The 23,653-nt window shown below is 61.6% G+C and carries 19 protein-coding genes; 16 read left to right on the forward strand and 3 right to left on the reverse strand.

From position 1 onward, the window contains the following. Nucleotides 1-54: 54 nt before the first annotated feature. The 4 genes from M0D68_RS04435 (at nt 55) to M0D68_RS04450 (ending at nt 4,461) form a co-directional block, all read left to right on the forward strand. Nucleotides 55-1,602 (forward strand): UxaA family hydrolase, encoded by a 1,548-nt coding sequence (locus tag M0D68_RS04435; RefSeq protein WP_266223876.1) that lies wholly within the window; start codon nt 55-57, stop codon nt 1,600-1,602. A gap of 99 nt (nt 1,603-1,701) precedes the next feature. Next, nucleotides 1,702-2,991 (forward strand): MFS transporter, encoded by a 1,290-nt coding sequence (locus M0D68_RS04440; RefSeq protein WP_200653258.1) that lies wholly within the window; start codon nt 1,702-1,704, stop codon nt 2,989-2,991. Continuing rightward, nucleotides 2,978-3,745, forward strand: coding sequence for a 4-hydroxy-2-oxoheptanedioate aldolase (gene hpaI, locus M0D68_RS04445; RefSeq protein ID WP_093634348.1), 768 nt, complete (start codon nt 2,978-2,980; stop codon nt 3,743-3,745). The genes M0D68_RS04440 and hpaI overlap by 14 nt, the downstream gene beginning before the upstream one ends. Nucleotides 3,746-4,290: 545 nt before the next feature. Further along, the gene (locus M0D68_RS04450; RefSeq protein WP_167378368.1) at nt 4,291-4,461 is read left to right on the forward strand and encodes a hypothetical protein; all 171 of its coding nucleotides are present in this window, start codon (nt 4,291-4,293) and stop codon (nt 4,459-4,461) included. A 20-nt stretch (nt 4,462-4,481) separates the two neighbouring features. On the opposite strand, the gene M0D68_RS04455 is transcribed toward M0D68_RS04450, so the two are convergent. Both M0D68_RS04455 and M0D68_RS04460 read right to left on the reverse strand, forming a co-directional pair. Then, nucleotides 4,482-5,729 (reverse strand): ATP-binding protein, encoded by a 1,248-nt coding sequence (locus M0D68_RS04455; protein ID WP_093634349.1) that lies wholly within the window; start codon nt 5,727-5,729, stop codon nt 4,482-4,484. After that, a complete protein-coding gene (locus tag M0D68_RS04460) occupies nt 5,713-6,456 on the reverse strand; it encodes a response regulator (protein WP_093634350.1) in 744 nt (247 codons plus the stop codon). The genes M0D68_RS04455 and M0D68_RS04460 overlap by 17 nt, the downstream gene beginning before the upstream one ends. A gap of 317 nt (nt 6,457-6,773) precedes the next feature. Here M0D68_RS04460 and M0D68_RS04465 point away from each other — a divergent pair, with 317 nt between their 5' ends. From M0D68_RS04465 to M0D68_RS04520, 12 genes are all read left to right on the forward strand, one after another. Then, complete coding sequence (locus tag M0D68_RS04465) at nt 6,774-8,117, forward strand: efflux RND transporter periplasmic adaptor subunit (RefSeq protein WP_323137206.1); 1,344 nt, start codon at nt 6,774-6,776, stop codon at nt 8,115-8,117. Between the two features lie 12 nt (nt 8,118-8,129). Further along, nucleotides 8,130-11,339 (forward strand): efflux RND transporter permease subunit, encoded by a 3,210-nt coding sequence (locus tag M0D68_RS04470; protein WP_200617633.1) that lies wholly within the window; start codon nt 8,130-8,132, stop codon nt 11,337-11,339. Beyond that, nucleotides 11,339-12,784 (forward strand): efflux transporter outer membrane subunit, encoded by a 1,446-nt coding sequence (locus M0D68_RS04475; protein WP_266223974.1) that lies wholly within the window; start codon nt 11,339-11,341, stop codon nt 12,782-12,784. The genes M0D68_RS04470 and M0D68_RS04475 overlap by 1 nt, the downstream gene beginning before the upstream one ends. A 158-nt stretch (nt 12,785-12,942) precedes the next feature. Next, the gene (locus M0D68_RS04480; protein ID WP_266223878.1) at nt 12,943-13,638 is read left to right on the forward strand and encodes a DNA alkylation repair protein; all 696 of its coding nucleotides are present in this window, start codon (nt 12,943-12,945) and stop codon (nt 13,636-13,638) included. A gap of 215 nt (nt 13,639-13,853) precedes the next feature. Beyond that, nucleotides 13,854-16,244 (forward strand): HAMP domain-containing protein, encoded by a 2,391-nt coding sequence (locus tag M0D68_RS04485; protein WP_266223879.1) that lies wholly within the window; start codon nt 13,854-13,856, stop codon nt 16,242-16,244. Between the two features lie 56 nt (nt 16,245-16,300). Next, entirely contained in the window at nt 16,301-17,035 is a 735-nt protein-coding gene (locus tag M0D68_RS04490; protein WP_093634356.1) for a methyl-accepting chemotaxis protein, read from the forward strand. Further along, on the forward strand, nt 17,032-17,571 hold the full coding sequence (locus M0D68_RS04495; RefSeq protein WP_093634357.1) for a hypothetical protein: 540 nt from the start codon (nt 17,032-17,034) through the stop codon (nt 17,569-17,571). The genes M0D68_RS04490 and M0D68_RS04495 overlap by 4 nt, the downstream gene beginning before the upstream one ends. 51 nt (nt 17,572-17,622) lie before the next feature. Continuing rightward, the gene (locus M0D68_RS04500; RefSeq protein WP_093634445.1) at nt 17,623-18,594 is read left to right on the forward strand and encodes a chemotaxis protein CheX; all 972 of its coding nucleotides are present in this window, start codon (nt 17,623-17,625) and stop codon (nt 18,592-18,594) included. A 21-nt stretch (nt 18,595-18,615) separates the two neighbouring features. Continuing rightward, entirely contained in the window at nt 18,616-18,981 is a 366-nt protein-coding gene (locus M0D68_RS04505) for a response regulator (RefSeq protein WP_028196001.1), read from the forward strand. A gap of 116 nt (nt 18,982-19,097) precedes the next feature. Further along, the gene (locus tag M0D68_RS04510) at nt 19,098-19,946 is read left to right on the forward strand and encodes a class II glutamine amidotransferase (protein ID WP_266223880.1); all 849 of its coding nucleotides are present in this window, start codon (nt 19,098-19,100) and stop codon (nt 19,944-19,946) included. A 147-nt stretch (nt 19,947-20,093) separates the two neighbouring features. Beyond that, a complete protein-coding gene (locus M0D68_RS04515) occupies nt 20,094-21,263 on the forward strand; it encodes a porin (protein WP_266223881.1) in 1,170 nt (389 codons plus the stop codon). A gap of 648 nt (nt 21,264-21,911) precedes the next feature. After that, nucleotides 21,912-22,658, forward strand: a complete 747-nt coding sequence (locus M0D68_RS04520) for a winged helix-turn-helix domain-containing protein (RefSeq protein WP_200561205.1) — start codon at nt 21,912-21,914, stop codon at nt 22,656-22,658. Between the two features lie 69 nt (nt 22,659-22,727). On the opposite strand, the gene M0D68_RS04525 is transcribed toward M0D68_RS04520, so the two are convergent. Then, entirely contained in the window at nt 22,728-23,651 is a 924-nt protein-coding gene (locus M0D68_RS04525) for a dihydrodipicolinate synthase family protein (RefSeq protein WP_266223882.1), read from the reverse strand. Between the last annotated feature and the right edge of the window lie 2 nt (nt 23,652-23,653).

The raw sequence follows: 23,653 nt of genomic DNA on the forward strand, positions 1-23,653 counted from the left end.
CGATTGGCGCGACCCGAGTGCGTGCGCCCAGAACTTGAGAGACAGGAGAGCAGCATGTCGCAGGCTGGTACGGTGTTGAGCGAGCCGCTGATCCGGCTTAACGCCGCGGACAATGTACTGATCGCGCGAGAATCGCTGTCGATCGGACAGCAACTGTGCATCGGCGAGGCGACGATCCGCATCCGCGCGCAGGTCACCGCGGGTCACAAAGTCGCCGCTTATCGTATCCCACGTGGTGCGCCGATCCGTAAATACGACACCGTCATTGGCCTCGCGGCTCGCGACATCGAGGCGGGCGATCACGTCCACACTCATAACGTCGAGCTGATCGATTTCGAGCGCGATCCGGGTTTCTGTCTCGATGTGCGTCCGGTCGAGTACGTGGCAGAAGCTGAACAGGCCACATTCAACGGCATCGTTCGGCCCGATGGGCGAGTCGCGACGCGCAACTTCATCGGGATTCTGGCATCGGTCAATTGTTCGTCGACCGTTATCAAGAATATCGCCGCCTGGTTTACGCCGGAGCGGCTTGCGCCTTATCCCAATGTCGATGGCGTGGTCGCATTCGCGCAGACAAGTGGCTGCGGGATGTCATCGCCCAGCGAGCACTTCGATGTCCTGCGCCGGACGCTCGCCGGCTATGCGCGTCATCCCAATCTTGCCGGGGTGTTGATCGTCGGGTTGGGCTGCGAACGCAATCAGGTGGGCGACCTGCTCGATTCACAAGGGCTTCATGTCGGTACGTCGGTCCACGCGTTGGTGATGCAGGACGAAGGTGGCACCCGGGCAACGATCGAAGCGGGGATCGCTGCCATACAGAAAATGCTGCCGTCAGCGAACGATATCGAGCGTCGCCCGGTGTCGGCGAGCCACATCAAAATCGGTCTGGAATGTGGCGGCTCCGATGGCTTTTCGGGCATCACGGCCAATCCGGCTCTGGGCGCGGCCATGGATATTCTGGTGCGCCATGGCGGCACGGCCATTCTTTCCGAAACCCCCGAAATTCACGGCGTCGAATACATGCTGACGCGCCGTGCGGTGACACCGGAGGTCGGCCAGAAATTGCTCGACCGGCTTGCGTGGTGGGAGCGCTACACGCGCGGCCACAACGGCCAGTTCAACGGTGTCGTCGGCCCGGGTAATCAGAAGGGTGGACTCGCTAACATCTTCGAAAAATCGCTCGGATCGGCAATGAAAGGCGGCACGACGCCGCTGCAAGCCGTCTACGAATACGCCGAGCCTATTGACCGGGCCGGCTTCGTCTTTATGGATTCGCCAGGCTACGATCCCGTTGCGGTGACCGGGCAGATTGCAAGTGGAGCAAACCTGATCTGCTTCACGACCGGCCGCGGTTCCATGTTCGGCTCGAAGCCCGCGCCCACGCTCAAGCTCGCGAGCAACACGCCGATGTTCAAGCGGCTCTCCGACGATATGGACATCAATTGCGGACTTGTCCTCGACGGTGAGCGGTCAGTCGATGAGATGGGGAAAGATATCTTCGAGCACATCCTGCGGGCCGCGTCGGGTGAGCGCACCCGTAGTGAATTGCTCGGACTGGGCGATCACGAATTTGTGCCCTGGCATATGGGCATCGTGAGCTGAAACGCCACCTCATTCCTACAAAAAAAGCGGAGACAGAGATTGAACCAAGCCTTGCAACAGGCGCCACGCAGCAAAGTGCGCTGGCTGGTGGCCGGTCTGATGTGGTCGGCCATTGCCATTAACTATATCGACCGCACGGTGCTGTCCGCCGCGGCGCCCCATCTTCAGGCGGAGTTCCATCTCAGCGCGATGGAGATGGGCATCGTGATGTCGGCTTTCTTCTGGTCATACGCGTTGCTGCAATTGCCTGCGGGCATGCTCGCCGATCGCTTCGGACAGAAGATCGTGCTGGGTGCGTCCGTGTTCTGGTGGTCGCTTGCGACGGCCGTCACCGGACTCGCCACCGGCTTCAAGTCCCTCGTGCTCCTGCGCGTCATGCTGGGCATCGGCGAAGCGGGCGCCTACCCCAGTAACGCGGGCATCGCCTCGCGATGGTTTCCGCGCAAGGAACGCGCAACGGTGGCCGGCATCTTCGATAGCGGGTCCAAGCTTGGCGGCGCGGTGGCGCTGCCGCTGATCGCCTGGCTGCTGGCGACGTTCGACTGGAAGGTCACCTTTGCGATCACCGGTGTGCTGGGTCTCATCTGGTGCGTCGTCTGGGTGTTCGTGTTCAGGGATTCGCCAGCGGATCACAAACGCGTGAATGCGGCCGAGCTTGCCCATATCCGCGATGGCGAAGCGGTGTCGCGCGGCGACAGCGTGGGCGCGGCCGCCGATGTACCCTGGCACAGGCTGTTCGCGCATCGGAACATCTGGGCCATGTGCATCGGCTTCTTCATGATCAACTACAACTCCTACTTCTTCATCACCTGGCTGCCGACCTATCTCGTCAAGGAACGCGGCATGAGCCTGATGGAGATGGGCTTCATGGCTTCGCTACCGCTCGTTCTTTCGATGATCGTCGAGGTATTCGCGGGCTGGGCCTCCGATCGTGTGTATGCGTCCGGAAAGTTGTCGCTCACCGCGACCCGAAAACTGTTTCTCGTCGTCGGCCTGGTAATGGCGTCGAGCATTGGACTCGCGGCGTTCGCCACTTCTCCGCTCGTGGCCGTCGCATTGCTCTGCGTGGCGAAGTCGGGCACGACCGTCGCCGCATCCCAGGTCTGGGCGCTACCGGGCGATGTTGCGCCTGGGAACATGGTGTCGCGGGTGGCGGGCATCCAGAACACCGTCTCCAACATGGGCGGCGTGGTCGGTCCGATCGTCACCGGCGCGATCGTCGGTGCAACCGGTTCGTTCATTCCCGCGCTGCTGTTCTCGTCGGGGCTGATCGTGATCGCGATCCTCAACTACCTGTTCCTGCTCGGAAAGGTGGAGCCCATTCAATTCAATCAAGTCCCCGTGGAGGCTAGAAATCGTGATGAACGCAACGTCGATGTCAGCGCTTAACCCATTCAAGGCGGCGCTTGCAAATGGTCAACGACAGATCGGCTTCTGGCTTTCGATGGCCGACGCCTACCTGGCCGAAGTCAGCGCGACCGCCGGCTTCGAGTGGCTGTTGATCGACGCCGAGCACGCCCCGAACGACGTGCGCAGCATTCTTGCGCAATTGCAGGCGGTCGCGCCGTATTCCGCCGAAGCCGTCGTGCGACCCGTGAACGGTGATCCGGCGCTGCTCAAGCGCCTGCTTGATATCGGCGCACGTAACCTCCTCGTTCCGATGATCGATACCGCGGATCAGGCTCGCGCGTGCGTGGCTGCCGTACGCTATCCGCCCCATGGAATTCGTGGTGTGGGCAGTGCGGTGGGACGTGCGTCGCGCTGGAGTTCGCGGACCGACTATCTGGATATCGCGGACAGTGAAATCTGCCTGCTCGTGCAGGCGGAGACGGTCACAGCGCTCGACAATCTCGAAGCCATCTGCGCGGTTGACGGCGTGGATGGCGTCTTCATCGGGCCAGCGGATCTGGCCGCGTCCATGGGCCATCGCGGCAAGCCCGGCGATCCGGAAGTGCAGAACGCGATCGAAGCCGCGATGCGCACCATCATTGCTTCCGGCAAGGCGGCCGGCACGTTGACCTCGGACCCGGTGCTCGCACGTCGCTATCTCGAGCTTGGATGCACGTTCGTCGCGACCGGTGTGGACATCCTTATGTTTGCGAACGCGGCACGCAAGCTCGCCCGGGAATTCATCGAGCAGTGAAGAATGGTGAGGAATTCCAGGAGACGACATCATCTCCTTCAGAGGTGAGTCATTCCATGAGTCGAACAGCACCTTAGGAGCAGGCAACGCCGCACTAAGGTGAGGAATTCCAGGAGATGATCTGCAAAGGTGAGCGATTCCAGGAGGTGAGCAATCGCCTCGCTGAGCGCGCACCTTAAATAAGGTGAGGATTTCCAGGGAGTCCTCGTCGTGGTCGCTTTCGGTGATGCAGCGAGCACTCCAAACCTCACCCTGACACGTGCAAGAGCAAGACCGATACCGCCAATCTCCTTACATCCTCTTCCATATACAAACAAAGGGTGAGCGCGACAGCTTGCGTCGGGTCACGTCGCAAAGGCCGTGCTACCTGCGCCGCACGGCGATACACACCGCAGCTTGTGCGCACCAGAAGCGGCCAAACTTCGCCATCTTGTAACGCTCTCGTAAAACATGATCTTTCGCTCGTTGATAAGTTGCGGATAACGCGTGTCGTCGCCACTCGAGCAACGACTTTGCGTCACCGTAGATCTATCGATGGAGAAAGCATGAAGAAGCTGTTGGCAATCGCGGCGCTGGCCGCACTGAGCGCAACCTTGAGCGGATGCTGGTGGGGGCCGCCTCCAGGTTGGGGCGGTGGAGGCGGGGGTGGGGGTGGGCCTGGTGGCGGCGGACCGCACGGTGCGATCGTCGTTCCTGGCAACGCTGCTCAGGGCTGAGCCGGAAACCAGGCCAGAAACTAGGCGGGAAACGTAAGCGTCACCACGAACCCGCCGGCGGCGGCGTTATCGGCATGAAAAACGCCGCCGTTATATCGCACGAGGCGCCGCACGATCGCAAGCCCGAGCCCGCAGTGCGCATCGCCGCTACGCGCTTCATCGAGTCGCACGAACGGTTGCAGCGCACGATCAAGTTGACCGCTCGGAATGCCGCCGCCGTGATCGCGGACCTCGAGCGTATATTGGCCGTCGCGGCGGGACGTCGAAATTTCCACCGGCGGCTCGCCGTAAGTGAGCGCGTTCTCGATCAGATTGGTCAGAATCCGGTCGAGATCGACAAGCGGCAACCCAAAACCATCGCCAGCTTGTAGATCGAGGCGCACGAGCGCATCGTCCGCGAGGCCGTCGCCGTAGTGCCGGCGACAGTGGGCATCGACGCTGGTGCTTGGCGAGGTATCCGCCGTCTCACGTGCGAAGTCGAGAAACTGCGTGACGATGCGTGACAACGACTCCGAGTCCCGCAAAAAACCACGGCGATTCGCTTCATCGGGCAGCAGATCCGCGCGCACCTGCATGCGTGTGATCGGCGCACGCAGATCGTGCGCCACGCCGGCTAGCATCACCGCGCGCTCCTGCTCGGCCTGCGCAAGTTCATGCACCATCTGATTGAAGTCGCCGATCAGTTCCTTCAACTCGCGCGGGCCGCTCGCCTCCACGACCGGCGCGCGATGGCCGACGCGGAACTCGCGCGCGGCGAGCGCCAGCCGGTGCAACGGCCGCTGCAATTGCCATGCGCCGAGCAGCGCGATGATCACCGCCAACACCAGCATCGTCGCCGATGCGCCCAGGAAGCGACGCGCCGGCAGCGTCGAGTTTTGCATTTTGAGCCAGCCTGGATTGCCCGCGTAGTGGACCCAGACCGTGCCGTTCTCGCCGTCAGATACGACCTGGCTGCCTGCTGGCAATTTCTCGCGCAAGTCGTGTTCGAACGGACCCGAGGTGTTCTCACACGGCGCAGGACAGCCATACCGAATCGCGTCTTGCGCGCTCACATAGGACACACCGAGCGTTGCCGCGACCTGGGAGGCGGCGAGCGGGCCGCCGCGTTCCGCCTCAACCGCGAGCACTAAAGCGCGTTGTGCATGACCCGCGTCGATCTGGCCGCGGTCACGGTCCACGAGAACGATTGCCGTGATGTGCACCAGCACGATCAGGCTCACCGTCATCAACGCGAGCCGACCAAACAGTGTGTTAAAGGGATTTTTCATCGTCATTGGCGTCGGGCACGAACATATAGCCGATGCCGCGTATGGTCTGGATCCGGCGCGGATTGGCCGGGTCGTCTTCAAGCAGACGACGCAGGCGCCACACCGGTACGTCGATACCGCGTTCGGTCACTTCCGAGTTCGGCCCATGCAGCAGATCGACGAGCTTCGAGCGCGACAGCGTTTCCATTGGATGCGCGGCGAGCACTTCGAGCAGCGCATATTCGCCACCGGTCAACTTGAGCGCTTCGTCATCGCGAAACAGGGTGCGCCTCGCGAAGTCGAGCCGGAAGCGGCCGAAGCGCAGTGCTTCACGTTTTTCGAGCGCCGTAGCCGTGGACCCCGACGATGGCTGCGCATGCCGGCGCAACACCGCATGAATACGCGCAAGCAGTTCCTGCGGCATGAATGGCTTGCCGAGGTAGTCGTCGGCGCCGAGTTCCAGACCGATTATGCGATCCACGCCGTCCGCGCGCGCCGTCAGCATGATCACGGGAATCGTGTCGCCATGCGCACGCAATTGTCTGAGCGCGCTGAGTCCGTCGACGCCCGGCATCATCAGATCGAGCACGATGATCGAGGGCCGTTCGCGTTCCAGCCGGCGTGCCAGATGGTTCGCGTCGTGCAACACGGACATTTCGATGCCGCGTTGTTGAAAGAAGGTTCTGAGCAGGTCACGAAGGTCGGCGTCGTCGTCGACCAGTAAAACCTGGATGGGCGTGTCTGACATGGCTGGGCCCTGATCGATGAGGACAATTGACGGACGGCGTGGCAGCGCGTCTATCGCATGTCGCAATATAGCGAATCTTGCGGTGGCAGCGGTTTCGGGTTCTTATCTGCACTTACAGTTTATTACGGCGCCTGCCTTCGGTTTTGTCCGCCTGCGTGAAGCAGCCCGTGCCGGTCAACGTCACACCGTCCGATTCATCGCAACACCACGCGCCTCGTTACAACTCGTAATCCTCGTCTAAGCCACCGTAAGACGCCACTCACTATGCTGGGCCACTTCTCGCCGCTGGTGGCGTTACGCGGTTTCCTCCGGGCTCAGTGGGTTGGTTTGCGCGCAGATTCAGGCGCGTGGTCGACCGACACGTTTTCACCCGCCCCGCTTTAGCGAACAACGCATGCCAGACGGCCCTTTGTCGAATTGAGTCGAAGGATGCCCACAGCATGCCGAATAATCCTAGCGCGTCCGGATCTTCCTCGCGTGTACCGAGATTCACCTATCTTGCCGCCACAGTCGCTGTCGCCACGTTTTGGCTGGCGGGTTGCGGCGAGCAGGCGCCGCATGGCCCGCCACAGTTGATCCCCGAAGTTGGCGTCCAAACGATCGCGCCGCACGCCGTGGTGGCGAGTACTGAATTGTCCGGGCGACTGTCGGCGATCCGCGTCGCCGAAGTCAGGCCGCAGGTCGAAGGCATCGTCCGAAAGCGCCTCTTCACGGAAGGCTCGCTGGTCGCAACCGGCGCGGTGCTGTACCAGATCGACCCGTCCAGCTACCAGGCAACTTACGACCAGGCCGTCGGCACGCTGGCCAAAGCCGAGGCGACAGCGAGCGCCGCGCAGACCAAAGCCACCCGCTACGCCGAACTGTCGAAGATCGAAGGCGTGAGCAAGCAGGACTACGACGACGCCGTCGCCTCCCTGGAGGAAGCGAAGGCCGACGTGGTCGCCGACCGTGCCGCATTGAAGACTGCCGCGATCAACCTCGGCTACACCAAAGTCGTTGCGCCCATCGCGGGACGGATCGGCAAATCGAGCGTGACTGAAGGCGCGCTCGTCACCGCGGAGCAGACCACCGCGCTCGCGACGGTCCAGGCGACGACCGAGATGTATCTCGACGTCACGCGCTCATCCGCCGACTGGTTGCGGCTGCAGAAAGAATTCGCCAGTGGCCAGTTGCAACAGGCAGGCTCGGACGGCGCAGTCGTTCATCTCGTGATGGAAGACGGCAGCACGTACACGCAGCCAGGCAAGCTGCTGTTCTCCGATATCACCGTCGACGCCACCACCGGCTCGGTCACTTTGCGTTGCGTGTTCCCGAATCCGGACGGCGTGCTGCTGCCCGGCATGTTCGTGCGCGCACGGCTTGAAGAGGGCGTGAACCAGCAGGCGATCACGGTGCCGCAACTCGCGGTTTCGCGTGCATCCGACGGCTCGGCGAGCGTGCTGACGGTCGGTGCCGACAACAAGGTCACGCAAACGCCCGTCACGGCGGACACCGCTTCAGGCGCCGACTGGCTCGTCACGCGCGGCCTCAAGGCGGGCGATCGCGTGATCGTCGCCGGATCGCAGAAAGCGCGCGCGGGCGGTGTTGTGAAGCCGGTCGAATCGCCAGCCATATCGGGTGCGCCCGCCACCGCGGACACCATGTCGGCCGCACACAGCTAAAGCGAGACACTTATGGCAGGTTTCTTTATCAACCGACCGATCCTCGCATGGGTTATCGCCATCGTCATCATGATGATCGGCGGCGCCTCCATCGGGACACTTCCGGTCGAACAGTATCCGAGCGTGGCGCCGGTCTCCGTGCAGATCACGGCGACGTATCCGGGCGCTTCGGCTGAAACCGTGGCGACAACGGTCACGCAGGTGATCGAGCAGAAACTGAGCGGCATCGATCATCTGCTCTACATGTCGTCCACCAGCAGTTCGGCCGGACAGGCCACCATCACGCTCACGTTCCAGCAGGGCACCAATGCCGACATCGCCCAGGTGCAGGTGCAGAACAAGGTCGAACAGGCCAGTTCGTCGCTGCCGCAGACGGTTCAGGACCAGGGCGTTCAGGTCGCGAAGGCAGCCAATGCGTTTCTGATGATCGTGTCGCTGTCGTCCTCTGACGGCAGCATGAATTCCATCGATCTCGGCAATATCATCGCAACGCAGATCGAAGACCCGCTCACGCAGATCGACGGCGTCGGCGACGTGACCCTGTTCGGCGCGCAGCACGCCATGCGCATCTGGCTGGATCCGGTGAAGCTGCAGGCCGTCGGTCTGACTGCCGGCGACGTCACCACCGCGATCACGAATCAGAACGTGCAACTCTCGGTCGGCCAGATCGGCGGCTCGCCGTCCACGAAGACGCAGGCGCTCAACGCGACCATTTCGGCATCGAGCCTGCTCACCACGCCCGCGCAGTTCGGCGCGATCCTGCTGCGCGTGAATAGCGATGGCTCGAAGGTCATGCTGAAAGACGTCGCGCGAGTCGAAGTCGGCGGCGACGACTACAGCACGGACTCGCGACTGAACGGCAAGCCGGCAGCCTCGCTCGCGGTCAAACTGGCGAGCGGTGCGAACGCGATGAGCGTAGCCAAAGCGGTCCGCGCGAAGCTGAACGAAATGAGCGGGCAATTGCCGCACAACGTGGTGGTCGACTATCCGTACGACACTACGCCGTTCGTGCGCATTTCGATCGAAGAAGTGGTGAAGACGCTGATCGAAGCGGTAATGCTGGTCTTCGTCGTGATGTACGTGTTCCTGCAAAACCTGCGCGCGACGTTGATTCCGACCATCGTCGTGCCCGTTGCGTTGCTCGGCACGTTTGCGGTGATGTCGGCAGTGGGCTTTTCGATCAACGTGCTGTCGATGTTCGGGCTCGTGCTTGCGATCGGGCTGCTGGTGGACGACGCGATCGTGGTCGTGGAAAACGTGGAGCGGCTGATCGCGGAAGAGGGACTATCGCCCGTCGAAGCCACGCGCAAAGCGATGAAGCAGATCACCAGCGCACTGGTCGGCATCACGACCGTGCTGATTGCCGTGTTCATTCCAATGGCGTTTTTCTCGGGGTCCACGGGCGCGATCTACCGGCAGTTCTCCATCACGATCGTCGCGGCGATGCTGCTCTCCGTGTTCCTCGCATTGACGCTGACACCGGCGCTGTGCGCGACCATGCTGCGGCGCGCGGACGTCGAGCACCACACGAAGCGCGGCGTGCTTGGCTGGTTCAACCGTGTGCTGACTCGTGGAACCGATCGTTACGACTCGGCGGTTGCGCGCGTGATTGGCAAGCCGATGCGTTATATGGTGATCTACCTGCTGATTGGGGGCGTGGTAGCGCTGCTCTTCATGAAGCTGCCGTCGTCTTATCTGCCGGACGAGGATCAGGGGATCATCATCACGTCGATTTCCGCGCCTGTCGGCACGCCCGCCGCGCAGACGCTGGAAGTCGTGAAACAAGTCGAGGCGTATTACCTCGGTCTGCCGCAGGTGGACAAGATCATCGCGCTGACCGGTTTCAGCTTCAACGGCTCGGGGCAGAACAACGGCCTTGCATTCGTCAAGCTGAAGGACTGGAGCACGCGGCGCGGCAGCGACGGTTCGGCGGCGGCGATCATCCAGCGCGCCAACATGCACTTCGCCGCCTCGCACGACGCACAGATTTTCGCGCTCAATCCGCCGGCCATTCAGGAACTCGGCACGCAGAGCGGTCTCGACTTCGAACTGGAAGATCGCGCCGGGCAGGGTCACGACAAGCTGATGGCCGCGCGCCAGCAATTGATCGCGCTTGCCGCGCAGGACAGCGCGCTAGCCGGCATGCGTCCCGGCGGCCTCGACGATACACCGCAGTTCCATGTGGATATCGATCGCGAGAAGGCGAGTGCGCTCGGACTTTCAATCGCCGACGTGAACGACACGTTGCAGACCGCGTTCGGTTCGACTTACGTGAACAACTACGTCGATACGGGACGCATCCAGAAGGTCTACGTGCAGGCCGATGCGCCTTACCGGATGATGCCATCCGATATTGGACGGTGGTATGTGAAGTCCAGCACGACGAGCAGTTCGAGCACGAGTACCAGTACGAGCACTTCAAGCAGCTCGACCACAAGCACGAGCAGTACGACCACCACAGGCTACGACGGCCAGATGGTCCCGTTCTCCGCGTTCGCTACAGGCAAATGGACGTTCGGGCCGCCGCAGATTGAACGCTTCAACCGCACGCTGGCGATGGAAATCACCGCGCAAACCGGTGCGAACACCAGCACGGGCCAGGCGATGGCCGCCGTCGACGCGCTCGTGAAGAAGCTGCCCGCCGGCTATGGCATCGACTGGACCGGGCAATCATACCAGGAGCGCCTTGCCGGATCCCAGGCGATCTACCTGTACGCGATTTCGCTGGTCGTGGTGTTTCTCTGTCTGGCCGGTCTGTACGAGAGCTGGTCCATTCCGATCGCGGTGATTCTGGTCGTGCCGCTCGGCGTGCTCGGCGCGGTACTGGGCGCGCATATTCGCGGGCTGTCCGACGACATCTACTTCAAGGTCGGCTTGCTCGCGACCATCGGGCTCTCCACCAAGAACGCGATCCTGATCGTCGAATTCGCCAAGGACCTGCAAGCGCAGGGCCGCAGCCTGATCGACGCCACGCTGGAAGCCGCGCGACTGCGTCTGCGGCCGATTCTGATGACCTCGCTCGCTTTCGTGTTCGGCGTACTGCCGCTGGTCATCAGCACAGGTGCGGGCTCGGCGAGCCGGCATGCGATCGGCACCGGCGTGATGGGCGGCATGATCGCCGCGACGCTGCTCGCCATCTTTTTCGTGCCGGTGTTCTTTGTCGTCGTGCGCCGACTGTTCGGCGAACACGGCGATGCCAAGCAACAGGAAGGTGTTGAATGATGAGACTCAAATTGAGCGCATGCATGGCGGCGTTCGCTGTTGCCATGCTGACGGGGTGCACGCTGGACCCGCACTATGAACGGCCCGCAGCACCCGTTGCGGTGGCTTATCCCAAAGGCGAGGCGTATGAGAGCACTAGCGCTGCGGCTTCGGGAACGGCTTCAGGAACCGCGACGCCGGGAACGACAACTACCGCACCGCCGCTTGCCGCCGACATGGCCTGGCGCAGCTTCTTTCGCGATGAACGTCTGCAACGGTTGATCCAGATCGCGCTCGACAACAACCGCGACCTGCGCGTCGCCGCGTTGAACGTAGCCGAGTACGAAGCGCAATACCGCATCACGCGTGCCGCGCTCGCGCCGTCGATCAGCGCGAGCGGCAGCCTGACTCGCGAGCGCACTTCAGGCGTGACGAGCAGTTCCAGCGACGTGAGCGTGGGCACCACGTCATGGGAGATCGACTTCTTTGGACGCTTGCGCAGCCTCAAGCGTCAGGCTCTGGAAAACTATCTCGCGACGGATGCCTCGCGGCAGAGTACGCAGATCAGCCTGATCGCGACGGTAGCGACCGACTACCTGACGCTCCTGTCCGACGAACGTCTCCTGCAAATCACCGAATACACGGTCAAGGCGGATCAGTCGACATACGACGTGACAAAGCGCATCCAGGAGTTGGGCAATTCGTCGATGCTCGACGTGCAGCAGGCGCAAAACTCGTTGGCGAGCGCGAAGGCGAGCCTTGCGTCCTATCGGCGCGCCGTCGCGCAGGACCGCAACAACCTGGTCGCCGTGCTCGGCGCGCCGATTCCCGACGACCTTCCACCCGCCCGCGAATTCGATGACGAGACGATGTTCGCCGACATCGGTGCGGGCGTGCCTTCGTTGCTGCTCACCCGTCGTCCCGACATCGTGCAGGCGGAACATGCGCTGAAGGCGGCGAATGCGAACATCGGCGCCGCGCGCGCGGCGTTCTTCCCGAAGATCGAGCTGACGGCTTCGGCTGGTACATCGAGTTCGACGCTTTCAAGTTTGTTCAAAGCGGGCACAGGCGCCTGGGAATTCGCGCCGACCGTGTCAGTGCCGATCTTCGATTACGGCAGCAACAAGGCATCGCTCGACGTCGCCAAGATCGAGAAACAAATCGAGGTCGCTGATTACGAGAGCGCCATTCAGACAGCGTTCAAAGAAGTCGCGAACGCGCTGACTGCGCGTGCAACGTACGTCGATCAGGTGGCGGCGGATCGTGACTACGTGACGTCGTCACAGCGGTACTACACGCTTGCTCAGGCGCGGTACAAGGCGGGCACGGACAGCTTCCTCACGTTCCTCGACGCGCAACGCACGCTCTACACCGCGCAACAGCAACTGGCGTCGGATAGTCTGTCGCGACAGGCCAATCTCGTGACTTTGTACAAGGTGTTAGGCGGCGGTTGGGAGGGGAGCTGAAAGCCGAAAGGTGAGAACATTCGGGAGCGTGTGAGGTGATAATGTTGCTACCTGTCGACGCACTTTCGATTCGAAGGTGAGAAGATTCGGGAGGCCTGCGCCAAACGCAAACGCAGTCATCTGCGAGTCACTTTCCATTCATATGGAGCACGTTCCCAATGACGCCTGACGCTTTCGGTGAAGAAATCAAGGCAGCGCTGGCTCCGCACGCGGATGCCGGGCGCGCCGTCGCGATGCGCGCCTACATGCGCGACCAGTTCGAATTCATCGGGGTGCCGACGCCGCTGCGGCGCAAAGCGATGTTGCCGGTCTTCAAGCGGCTGCCTGTTGAAAACGCGGAACACCTGCTCGCGTGTGCGCACGTCTTATGGGCGATGCCGCAGCGCGAATACCAATACGCGGCTACCGATCTGCTGGCGCGCAAGTGGAAGACGTTGGCGATCGCGGACATCGAGCATCTACTAACAATCGCTCAGCGCAGCGCGTGGTGGGATTCGATCGATCCGCTGGCGGGCGTGGTCGGTGACATTCTTAAGTCGGCGCGCGAACAGACGCCGCACGCCCAGGCATGCATGGACGCGGCGCTAGAGCACGAATCGTTGTGGGTTCGCCGTATCGCGATGATTCATCAACTCGGCTGGCGTGACGATACGGACGAGACGCGTTTGTTTGGTTATGCACGCTCGCTCGCCGCAGAGCCGGACTTCTTTATTCGCAAGGCAATCGGCTGGGCCTTGCGGGACTATGCGTGGCATGCGCCTCACGCGGTCAGCGGCTTTCTGATGACCGCGCGAGACATTCTGTCACCGCTCACGTTGCGTGAGGCGTCGAAGCATCTTCCGCCGATCCGCTGACGCGGCGAGCGCGAAACAACGGCCGTTAACGGCGTCGAAACTAAAATCTTTAGAAGAATATTTAAGCTCTCGGGCGTGGCCAACCGCTCTGTAGTCATCGCTTAGTAATATGCGCCAGCAATACTCGGCAGCGCTGCAAGCTTGACTCAAATTAGCAAATAACGCGCTGCCCCGATCGAGGGCGGACGCGAAGGCCATACCCCCGGGGGTTTCACATGACTATCCGTCATCGCATCACGCTATTGGTTGTCTTGATGTTCGTCGCCTTGTCGGCAATCGGTGGCTACGCCGTGTATCAAACGCGCGGCAGCGCAGGCGAAGTGCGCAAGGTGACCGAGGGCGTCGTCCCCAGTGCACTGGCTTCCGCCGACCTCGTTTCGCAAGTCAAGGACGTACAGCTTGCGACCATGACCTTGGTCTACGCGCCGGACGCCAACATGGTCGCCCAGGCACAAGACGAACTGAAGAAGAAAAAGGCCTCGTTGCAACAGGCTCTTGCGCTGCAAGGCAAAGATGCCGCGAGCCATGCCCAGCAAGGCCTCGTTTCCCAGGCCAACGACAGCCTCGAGAACTACTTTTCCGCAATCGCCGAGACGGCGAAGATGAAGGCCGACGGCAAGAACGAACTCGCGCAAGCGTATCTGTTCGCCAACGTCGCGCAGTATCGCGACGAACTCGAAGGCATTGTCGAAACCCTGCGTGTTGAGAAGAACCGCCAGAAAGACGATGCGATCACCGCACTGAACGCCACGCTTTCCACCACCACGACGGCCATCGCCGTCGTGACCGGTATCGCGATCATTCTGCTGACTTTCATCGGCACGCTGCTCTACCGTCAGATCACCCGTCCGCTCAGCCGCATGCAAGCGATGATGAGCGAGATCGCTTCGAGTCAGGATTTCACGCGCCGCGTGCCGGTAGGCCGGTTGGATGAGATCGGCCATTCGATCGTCGCCTTCAACGGCATGATCGAAAAGATCCAGGAAAGCTCGGCGCAACTCAAGCAGAAAACCGCCGACATCCAGGCGATGTTGCAGAACATGCAGCAAGGTATCTTGACGGTGGTCGACGGCGCCGTGATCCACTCGGAGTATTCGGCGTATCTGGAAGACATCTTCGAAACAAAGGACATCGCCGGGCGCGGTCTGATGGATCTGGTGTTCTCGGATACGGATCTCGGCTCGGACGTGCTCTCGCAAGTCGATGCGGCCGCCCATGCCTGCCTCGGCGAAGATTGCATCAACTTCGCGTTCAATCAGCATCTGCTGGTCGGTGAAATTTCGAAGCGCATGCCCGATGGCCGCGTGAAGATTCTCGACCTCAGCTGGTCGGCAATCACCGACGAAAACGACGTTATCGGGCGCTTGATGCTGTGCGTGCGCGACGTTACCGAACTGCGCAAGCTCGCTGCGGAAGCCAGCGAACAGCGCCGCCGTCTCGACATGATCGGCGAGATTCTCGCGGTGAGCGAAGAGAAGTTCCATCACTTCATTGAAAGCTCCGCAGGTTTCGTCAGCGAGAACGAGCGCATCATCCGCAAGCATTCGGAAGCGGACCATGCAGCGATCGCCGAGCTGTTCCGCAACATGCACACCATTAAGGGTAATGCACGGACTTATAACCTGGCGCATCTGACCAACGTCGTTCATGAAACCGAGCAGAGCTATCACGAACTGCGCCAACCGGACGCGGACCGCTCGTGGGATCAGGAACACCTGATGCAGGAGCTGACGCGCGTGCGTGAGGCGATCGAGAGCTACGCGAAGATCAACGAACATAGCCTCGGACGCAAGAGCAAGGCCGGAGCGAATAACGCCGGCAACGCGGGTCGCTATGTGATGGTCGAGAAAGAGCAGATTCAGCAGACCTTGAGCATGCTGGACAAGACGAACGCCGGCGAACTCCACGAATTGCAGTCAATGCGCGATGCACTGCGCCAGACCTTGCGCGCCTTGGGCAGCGAAAGCGTGCGCGATGCGCTCTCCGGCGTGCTGGACTCGCTGCCTTCGTTGGCGCAGGAACTGGGCAAGCCGGCGCCGGTCGTGCGCATCGACGACAACGGCTACCGTCTGCGCGGCCAGGCGGGTGGCACCTTGAACACCGTGTTCATGCATCTGCTGCGCAATTCGATGGACCACGGCATCGAAACCGCCGAGGCGCGTAGCGCACACGGCAAGACACCGGCCGGCACCATCGATATCGAAGTGGGCGTGGACAGCGGCGCACTGCAGATCACGCTCAGCGATGACGGTCGCGGCCTCGCACTCGAACGGATTCGCGGCATTGCCGTCGAGCGCGGCTGGATCGGCAGCGACGAACACCTGAGCGACGAAGCCATCGCCGAATTCATTTTCCGGCCGGGCTTCTCGACCGCCGCAACGGTGACGGAAGTATCGGGCCGTGGCGTCGGCATGGACGCGGTGCGCGACTTCCTCAGGCGCGAGAACGGCCGCATCGAACTGCGCTTCACCGACGATCACAAGGGCGCTTCGTTCCGTCAGTTCCAGACGATCGTCTGCCTGCCGGATAGCTTCGCCGTCGACACGCTGGGTGTGGCGGCGCGCGGCGATGCCGGCGAACTGCAACTCGACGCGATGGCGGATTGACCGTTGGTCGGAGCGCCGATTGACGCGCTTCGCGACGGACTTCGGAAGGATAGGTTGTGATTCAACAGTACGTATTGGCGGCGATGGCGGGCAGCGCGGTAACCGCGCTGCTGGCTTTTGTCGTGCACAAGTTGCAAAGCGCGAGGCTGACGGCACGGTTGCGTGACGAAGCAGATGCACGGATCAAGGCGTTATCGGCGGCACAGGCGGACCACGCCGAAGCGATCCGGGAACGCGAACAGGCCGCGCAGGAGATGGAAGCCCTGGCCGCGCAGTTGCGTGAGGAGCTGAGGCAGCAATCAGCCAGCGTCGACGAACTGCGCGTAACGTTGAAAGCAGCGACTGACGATAAAGACCAGTGGGCGCATCAGGCGCGACAGATCGCCGGCGAAGCCGCGCGTCTGAAGAGCCTCGGCGCCACGTTCGAGCGTTGGCACGAGCAGATGATCTCGCTGATGACGCAGAACCACGATATGCACGCGAAGAATCAGGAGCTCTCGTCGATCGTCCGGCATGTGGTGATCGTGTCGTTGAACGCGTCGATCGAGGCCGCGCGCGCGGGTCCGGCAGGACGTGGCTTCGCGGTGGTGGCGAGCGAGGTTCGGGCGCTCGCTGCGCGTTCTGAGGAATTGTCGAAAAGCTATCGCGACAGCCTGCACCGCAACGATCTGACCACCACGTCCACGTTCCAGGACATCCAGGCGGGTGGCAAGATGATCGCGGCGTCGCTCTCCAGCGTCGAATCGCTTGCCAATCAGTTCCACTCGAAGCTGCACCAGGTGCCGGCGTGATCACGAGCCAGGCGAAGGACAGCTTCGAACGCATTTTCCGCAAGGCGGCACAGGCGCGTTTGCCGCGGGATTCTGGCGATACGTGTGAGATCGCGCCGCTCAGCGAGGCCGGTGAGGGCGCAACGAAGGACACCCAGGTGGTCGTGCTGACCATCTCGTCGATCGTGTTCAGACTGCTGCTGATCCTGCACTTCGACGAAAACGACAGCACCCGCGGCTACTACCTGAAAGAAGGCGACGAGCGGCCGTTTCAGGAAGCGTTTCTGGAAATCTGCAATCTGTGTTGCGGCGCGATGAATCAGGAGCTGCTGCGTTATTTCCCGGACCTCGGCATGTCGACGCCTTATGTGTTGAGCGCGCGTTGTCTGGGGCATCTGCCGGCATTGAAGCCGGGTTTGCTGTCGTCGTATTCGGTCACGCTGAACAGTTCCGTGCAGCTTGCCGCGACGGTATGCGTGTGTGCCCATGCGCCGATCGACTTCGTGGCCGACACGAGCGCGATCGAAGAATCCAGCGGTGAGCTGGAGTTGTTTTGAGTGTTGGGTTTCGACCATGACGTCGATATCCGCAGCGAGCAGGAACGCGAAATGAACATGAACAAGCCGGTCAGCAAGGTGCTGGTGCTCGACGATTGCCCCGTGCACAAAGCGGCGCTGAAGCGCTTTTGTGACGAGAACAATCTGGTTGGCGTGAAAGTCGGCAAGAACCGCTTGCAGTCGGTGCTGCGCTCGAACATCGATCTGGGCGCGGTTCTGTTCGCTGAAGGCTACGGTGGCTCAGCCGAAGCGAGCGCCGAAATCGCGATCAGGATCAACGCGGTGCGCCCCGAGCTGCCGATCATCATCCGGCGGGATGACGATCCGAGCGTCGAGAGTCTGCCGGAGAGCTTGCGCCGCGTGGTCTGCGCGGCCTACGTCGCACACGATATGGCGCCGTTGCGCAAGGTGATCGACGAATACATCTTCAGCCTGGATTATCCGAACGCGCTGGTGCGCGGCATCGCCGACATGACGCAGGCGATTCTCGGCGACGTGTTCAAGGATCTGACCATCACGTGCGACACGCCTTATATCGTGCGCGACCGGATCATCTTCGGCGAAGTGTTCAGCCTGATTCCGCTGGAAAGCGCGTGGTGCCGCGGTTACATGATGATGCAAGCGGAAGAGGCGCCGATCCTCGAACTGATCGATCGTTATCGGATGAGCGAGCACGCGGAAGACGGCGAAGCAAATTTCCGCGATCTGAATGGCGTGCTCGGCGAAGTGACCAATCTGATCTGGGGTTCGTTCAAGAACCGCTATGTCGGCGATGCGGACGCCTGGCTGCGCAGCCAGGTGCAGGTGCCACTGCTGGTGAATCACAAGCACAAGTACATCTCGTTCGGCAGCGGCAATCCGCAGCTGTGTTTCATGTACTCGCTGACCGACCCGCAGACGGGCCGCTCGGTCAAGCTGCATCAACGTTTTGTGTTCAGCCTGAGCTGGTCGCCGGAGGACTTCAAGGAAGTCACGGACGACGTCGGCGCGATGGTCGAAGCGGGCGAACTGGATCTGTTCTGAATGTTGTCATAGGAAACAAACATGTCGAAAATTCTGGTGGTAGATGATTCGAGCACCGTGCGCGACGAAGTGGCCGGCTTTCTGAAGAAGAATGGCCTGGACGTCGACACGGCAGTGGACGGCAAAGACGGCCTCGCAAAACTGAAGGCCAGCCCGGGCATCAAGCTGGTGATCAGCGACGTCAACATGCCGAATATGGATGGCCTGACGATGGTCGAAAAGATTCGCGGCGAACTCGCGAACACGACCGTCAACGTCATCATGCTGACAACCGAGAGCAGCCCGGCAATGAAAGAGCGCGGCAAGGCGGCGGGCGTGAAAGGCTGGATCGTCAAGCCGTTCAAGGGCGACGCGGTGCTGGAAACGTTCCGCAAGCTGGCGAGCTAGACGCCGCATGCGCGGCGGGCCGGCCAAAGGTGAGGGTTTTCGGGAGCGCTGCGCCGGTGATTTGCAAAGCATGATTCGCTATAACGGCGGCGGTTGAAACACGCTAGTCTGCGAGCATGTGCCAACTGCTCGCCCTCAGCTGCGCCGAACCCACCGACGTCAGTTTTTCGCTGACGGGCTTTGCCGCACGCGGAGGTCTCACCGACCATCACGTGGACGGCTGGGGCGTGGCGTTCTACGAAGATCGCGCGTGCCGCGTGTTCGTGGATGAGAAGCCCGCGTATCAGTCGCCGGTCGCCGAGTTTCTGAAAAGCCATCCGATCAAGTCGCGCAACGTCGTCGCGCATATTCGCAAGGCGACTCAAGGCGGCGCGCGCGTGGAGAACTGCCACCCGTTCATGCGCGAGTTGCGCGGCCAGCAATGGGTGTTCGCGCATAACGGCGACCTGCAGCCGCTCGGTGAACCGGAGCAAGGTCCGTATGCACCAGTCGGCACGACCGACAGCGAAGCGGCGTTCTGCTTCATCATGAATCGCCTCTACGCGCATTTCGCCAATCATGCAGACACGAATGACATCGACGCGGTATTCGACGTTATCGAGCAGGCGACGCACGCACTGAACCCGTATGGCATTTTCAACTTCGTGCTTTCGAACGGCACGGCACAGTTCGCGTATTGCTCGACGCGCCTGTCGTATGTGATACGTCACTGGCCGTTTTCGAGCGCGCGTCTCGTCGACGGCGACCTCTCAGTTGATTTCGCCGAGCGCGGCACGCCGGCAGATCGCACGGCAGTGATCGCCACCACACCGCTCACCGATGAAGTCTGGACCACCTGCGAGCCGGGCGATCTGCTGATGTTCCGCAGTGGCGCGCTGTTGCGGCGCGCGCACGTACCCGTTCCTGCCGAAGTCCTTGCCACCGCGAAATACGCACCTTCCGAGCTGTCCGCCATCCCTGCGTGACATCACGCCAACGCGTGGCCTTAGAAGCGCTCACGCTACCGGCATTTTCATATTCATCGAAGAATTCGTTAGTTTGCCGACACAAATTCCTCTCGTATCGTTGCGCCAGATTTAAACAAATACAACATTGATACGGGAACTCCAAAAATGAAACGTCTTTCTCTCCTCGCATTGCCCGCAGGTCTTTTGCTTGCTGCCGGCGCTCAGGCACAGAGCAGTGTCACGCTGTACGGCATCGTCGATGCCGGTATCGCCTATGTTCACAACGCACAAAACGCGAGCGGTCAGAATCAGTCGACGCTCGTGAAGTTCAGCAGCGGCAACCTGTCTGGCAGCCGTTGGGGCCTTAAGGGCACCGAAGACCTGGGCGGCGGCCTCGCCGCCGTGTTCCAACTCGAGAATGGTTTCAACATCGGTACGGGCGCGCTTGGGCAGGGCAGCCGCGAATTCGGCCGCAAGGCAGTGGTCGGTTTGTCGAGCGGCACGTGGGGGACGGTCACCCTCGGACGCCAATACGACCCGGTGGTCGATCTGGTGCAAGGTCTCACGGAAGACAACTACTTCGGCGGCGTGTTTGCCACGCCTGGCGACCTCGACAACTACGACAACAGTCTGCGCGTAAGCAACTCGGTCAAGTACGTGAGCCCGTTGTTCGCCGGCTTCCAGGTCGAGGCGCTGTACGGCGTGGGTGGTGTTGCGGGTGCGACCGGCAGCGGCCAGACGTATAGCTTCGGCGCGGCCTATGCAAACGGCCCGTTGTCGCTCGGCGCAGCTTACTTCTACGCGAACGGCGGCAACACGACGACGACGGCGAATGTGCGTACGTGGACCAGCAGTTCCGATTCGCTGTTCAACACAGTCATCAACGCGGGCTTTGCGAGCGCCAAGTCGATTCAGATCGTGCGGGTGGGTGGACAGTATGTGATCGGCGCGGCAACGGTCGGTGCAGCTTACTCGAACACGCAGTACGCGAACGACACGTTCTCCGCTTTCAGCAGCACCGCCAAGTTCAACAACGGCTCGGTGTTCTTCAACTATCAGATCACTTCGGCCTTGCGCACGGGCGTTGGCTATAACTACACGTCGTTGACGGGTCCGAGTTCGGCACACTACAACCAGGTCAACCTCGGTGCGGACTTCGCGTTGTCGAAGCGCACCGAACTGTATGCGCTAGCGGGCTACCAGAAGGCGAGCGGCAACACGTTGAACGCGAGCGGCAAGGTGGTGAGCGCGCAAGCCTCGATCGGCAGTTACGGCGTGAATTCAGGGACCAACAGCCAGGAAGTGGCAGTGGTGGGGATTCGTCACAAGTTCTGATTGCCTGGTTGAATGAGCCGGCTGCCCTGATGGCGGCCGGCGTCTTGAATGTCTTCACAAAGCTCAAAGGTGAGAATATTCGGGAGCGTGATGCCTTAGCGCACACGTGAGTTGCATCGCATCACTCCTCTTCACCTTCCGACAATTCCGTCGGCGACTCCCGCCAGTATTTTCCGAGCAGATCCGCCATCGGCGCGGAATGTGAGCGCCTGACACACGTCGTCTCTTACCTGGGTATGCAGATTACTCGACCCCTTCCAAAGGTGAGGGTTTGCGGGAGTGGCCGGTTCTGAACCATCGGTTGCCCGCCCAGCATGCCTTTGCGGCCTGCCCCCAAGCTCGAAAGGTGAGGGTTTTCGGGAGCGCTCCGATGGGCACTTCGCGCCTGATCCCGTTCGCTTCGTACCAAAGGTGAGATTTTTCGGGAGCTGATGCGCGCATCGCAGGGTGACTTGGCGAACTTTCCCATATCACGTTCTGCGTTGAAAGAGTTGGGAAGAAATTGCCAACCTTGGGGGCTGTTCCGCGTTTTGAGAATAGCGGCATACAGGGAAGATGGCGACGCGGACGACAAGCGGTCAGCGGATTTGCTATTCCCGCAAGCCATCGCCTGTCTCTGAAAACCGATCGTCTCCTGGAATCAGTTGGATGAGTCAGCACATTCTCTTTGTTGGCGCCGATGCCGGTTTAACGGCAGTAGTGGGCGAATCTTTACGCGGGCAAGGCTGCGGCGTGTCCGCACGTCCGCATTGCGGCGGACTGAAGCACGTGGTCGAGACGGAGCGGCCGGCGTTGCTGGTGCTCGACGTCTCAGCGCCGCACGGCGACGGCCTTGCCGTACTGCGCGATTTGCGCATGAGCGGCAACGACGTGCCGGTGATTTTGCTGTCGGCGAGCAGCAAGGCGATCGATCGCGTGATCGGTCTCGAGCTCGGCGCCGACGATTTCATGAGCAAGCCCGCCGACCCTGCCGAATTGCTCGCCCGCATCCGCGTGCTGCTGCGCCGGCGTGGCGCGCTCGCGCCAGGCGCGCCGGAAACGCGGCCGCCGTACCGCTTCGGACGTTGCGAGCTGAACTTCTCCGCACGCGAATTGCGCCGTGATAACGAGCATTTCGCGCTGCGCAGCTCCGAATTCGCGTTGCTGAAAATCTTCGTCAATCACGCGATGACCGTCCTCACGCGCGTGCAACTCAACGAGAAATTGCGCGGTAATAGCGTGCTGCATCAAGGGCGAAGTCTCGATGTATCGATCTGGCGGCTACGGCGTCTGATCGAGATTGATCCTTCCGAGCCGCGCTATGTGCAGACGGTGTGGGGACGCGGCTATGTGTTCGTGCCGCACGGCGAGATTGGAGCGGCCGAGCGCGACGCGATGGTTGCGCCCGGCGTGTGAGGTGCGGCTTCTCCGCCGCAGGCGGGCATGATTGCCGCAATCGAGAAATTCAGATTGCGCACGAGTGAATTAGGGCAATGGTCCGAGCATCTCGGCGAACCGCCGCGCCGCTTCGAGACCGAAACGAGTGGGCAGCAGCTTTACATCGCGATCATGCTCGACGTCGAAACCCATCCGCCACGCAGCGATTCGTTTGCCGTAACAGATCAGCGTATCCAACGACTGCATGACGAAGACAATCGCCGGCAGCACCTGGCCGTACAGCGCTTCGGCTTGTGCAACGTCGCCACCGACGAACGCCCGGTAGATTCGCTGCTGCCAGTCGAAACAATCGGGCGCCACGATCATGCCCGCGCATCCGGCACGCAGATTGTCGAGCAACTCCATGCCGCCACGCCCGTTGAGCACGGGCATCAGATGGCCGACGCGCGCCACCGTTTCCGCCAGCACGATCGACGGACCTTCACCCTTGAGCAGGCGGAAGTTCGGGCACTGTGCGGCGAGACGTTCTAGGCTTTCGGCCGACAAGCCGATGCCGAGATATTCGGGCGCATTCTGAATGCCGACCGGCACGCCGAGTCCGTTCATCACGTCGGCGAAGAAGTTGAAATAGAACGCCTCGGGTTGCGGCGGCGCGCCGGCGGCCAGCGCAGGCGGCTGCAGGATCAGCCAACTTGCGCCTTGTGCAATCGCGTAGCCAGCCAGATCGCGCTGGGCCTCAACTGAACTGCCGCTTACCGTGACTGCGAGCGGCAGCGTGCCGCCGCTGTCTTCGATTGCCCACTGAATGATCTGTTCGCGCTCGATTCGGGAGAGCTTGTTGACTTCGGTGGCGAGTCCGAGCACGGCCACACCAGGAGCCTGGGCGCGCACGACGGCTTCCATCTGTCGGCGCATCGCGCCGCGGTCCAGATGGTTGTCTCGATCGAAGAATGCGTAAAGGATCGGATAGATTCCGGCGATGCTGCTCGAATGAACGGAAGCTTGGTTCATGA

Source organism: Paraburkholderia sp. SEWSISQ10-3 4 (assembly GCF_030464785.1).
Classification (GTDB): Bacteria; Pseudomonadota; Gammaproteobacteria; order Burkholderiales; family Burkholderiaceae; genus Paraburkholderia; species Paraburkholderia aspalathi.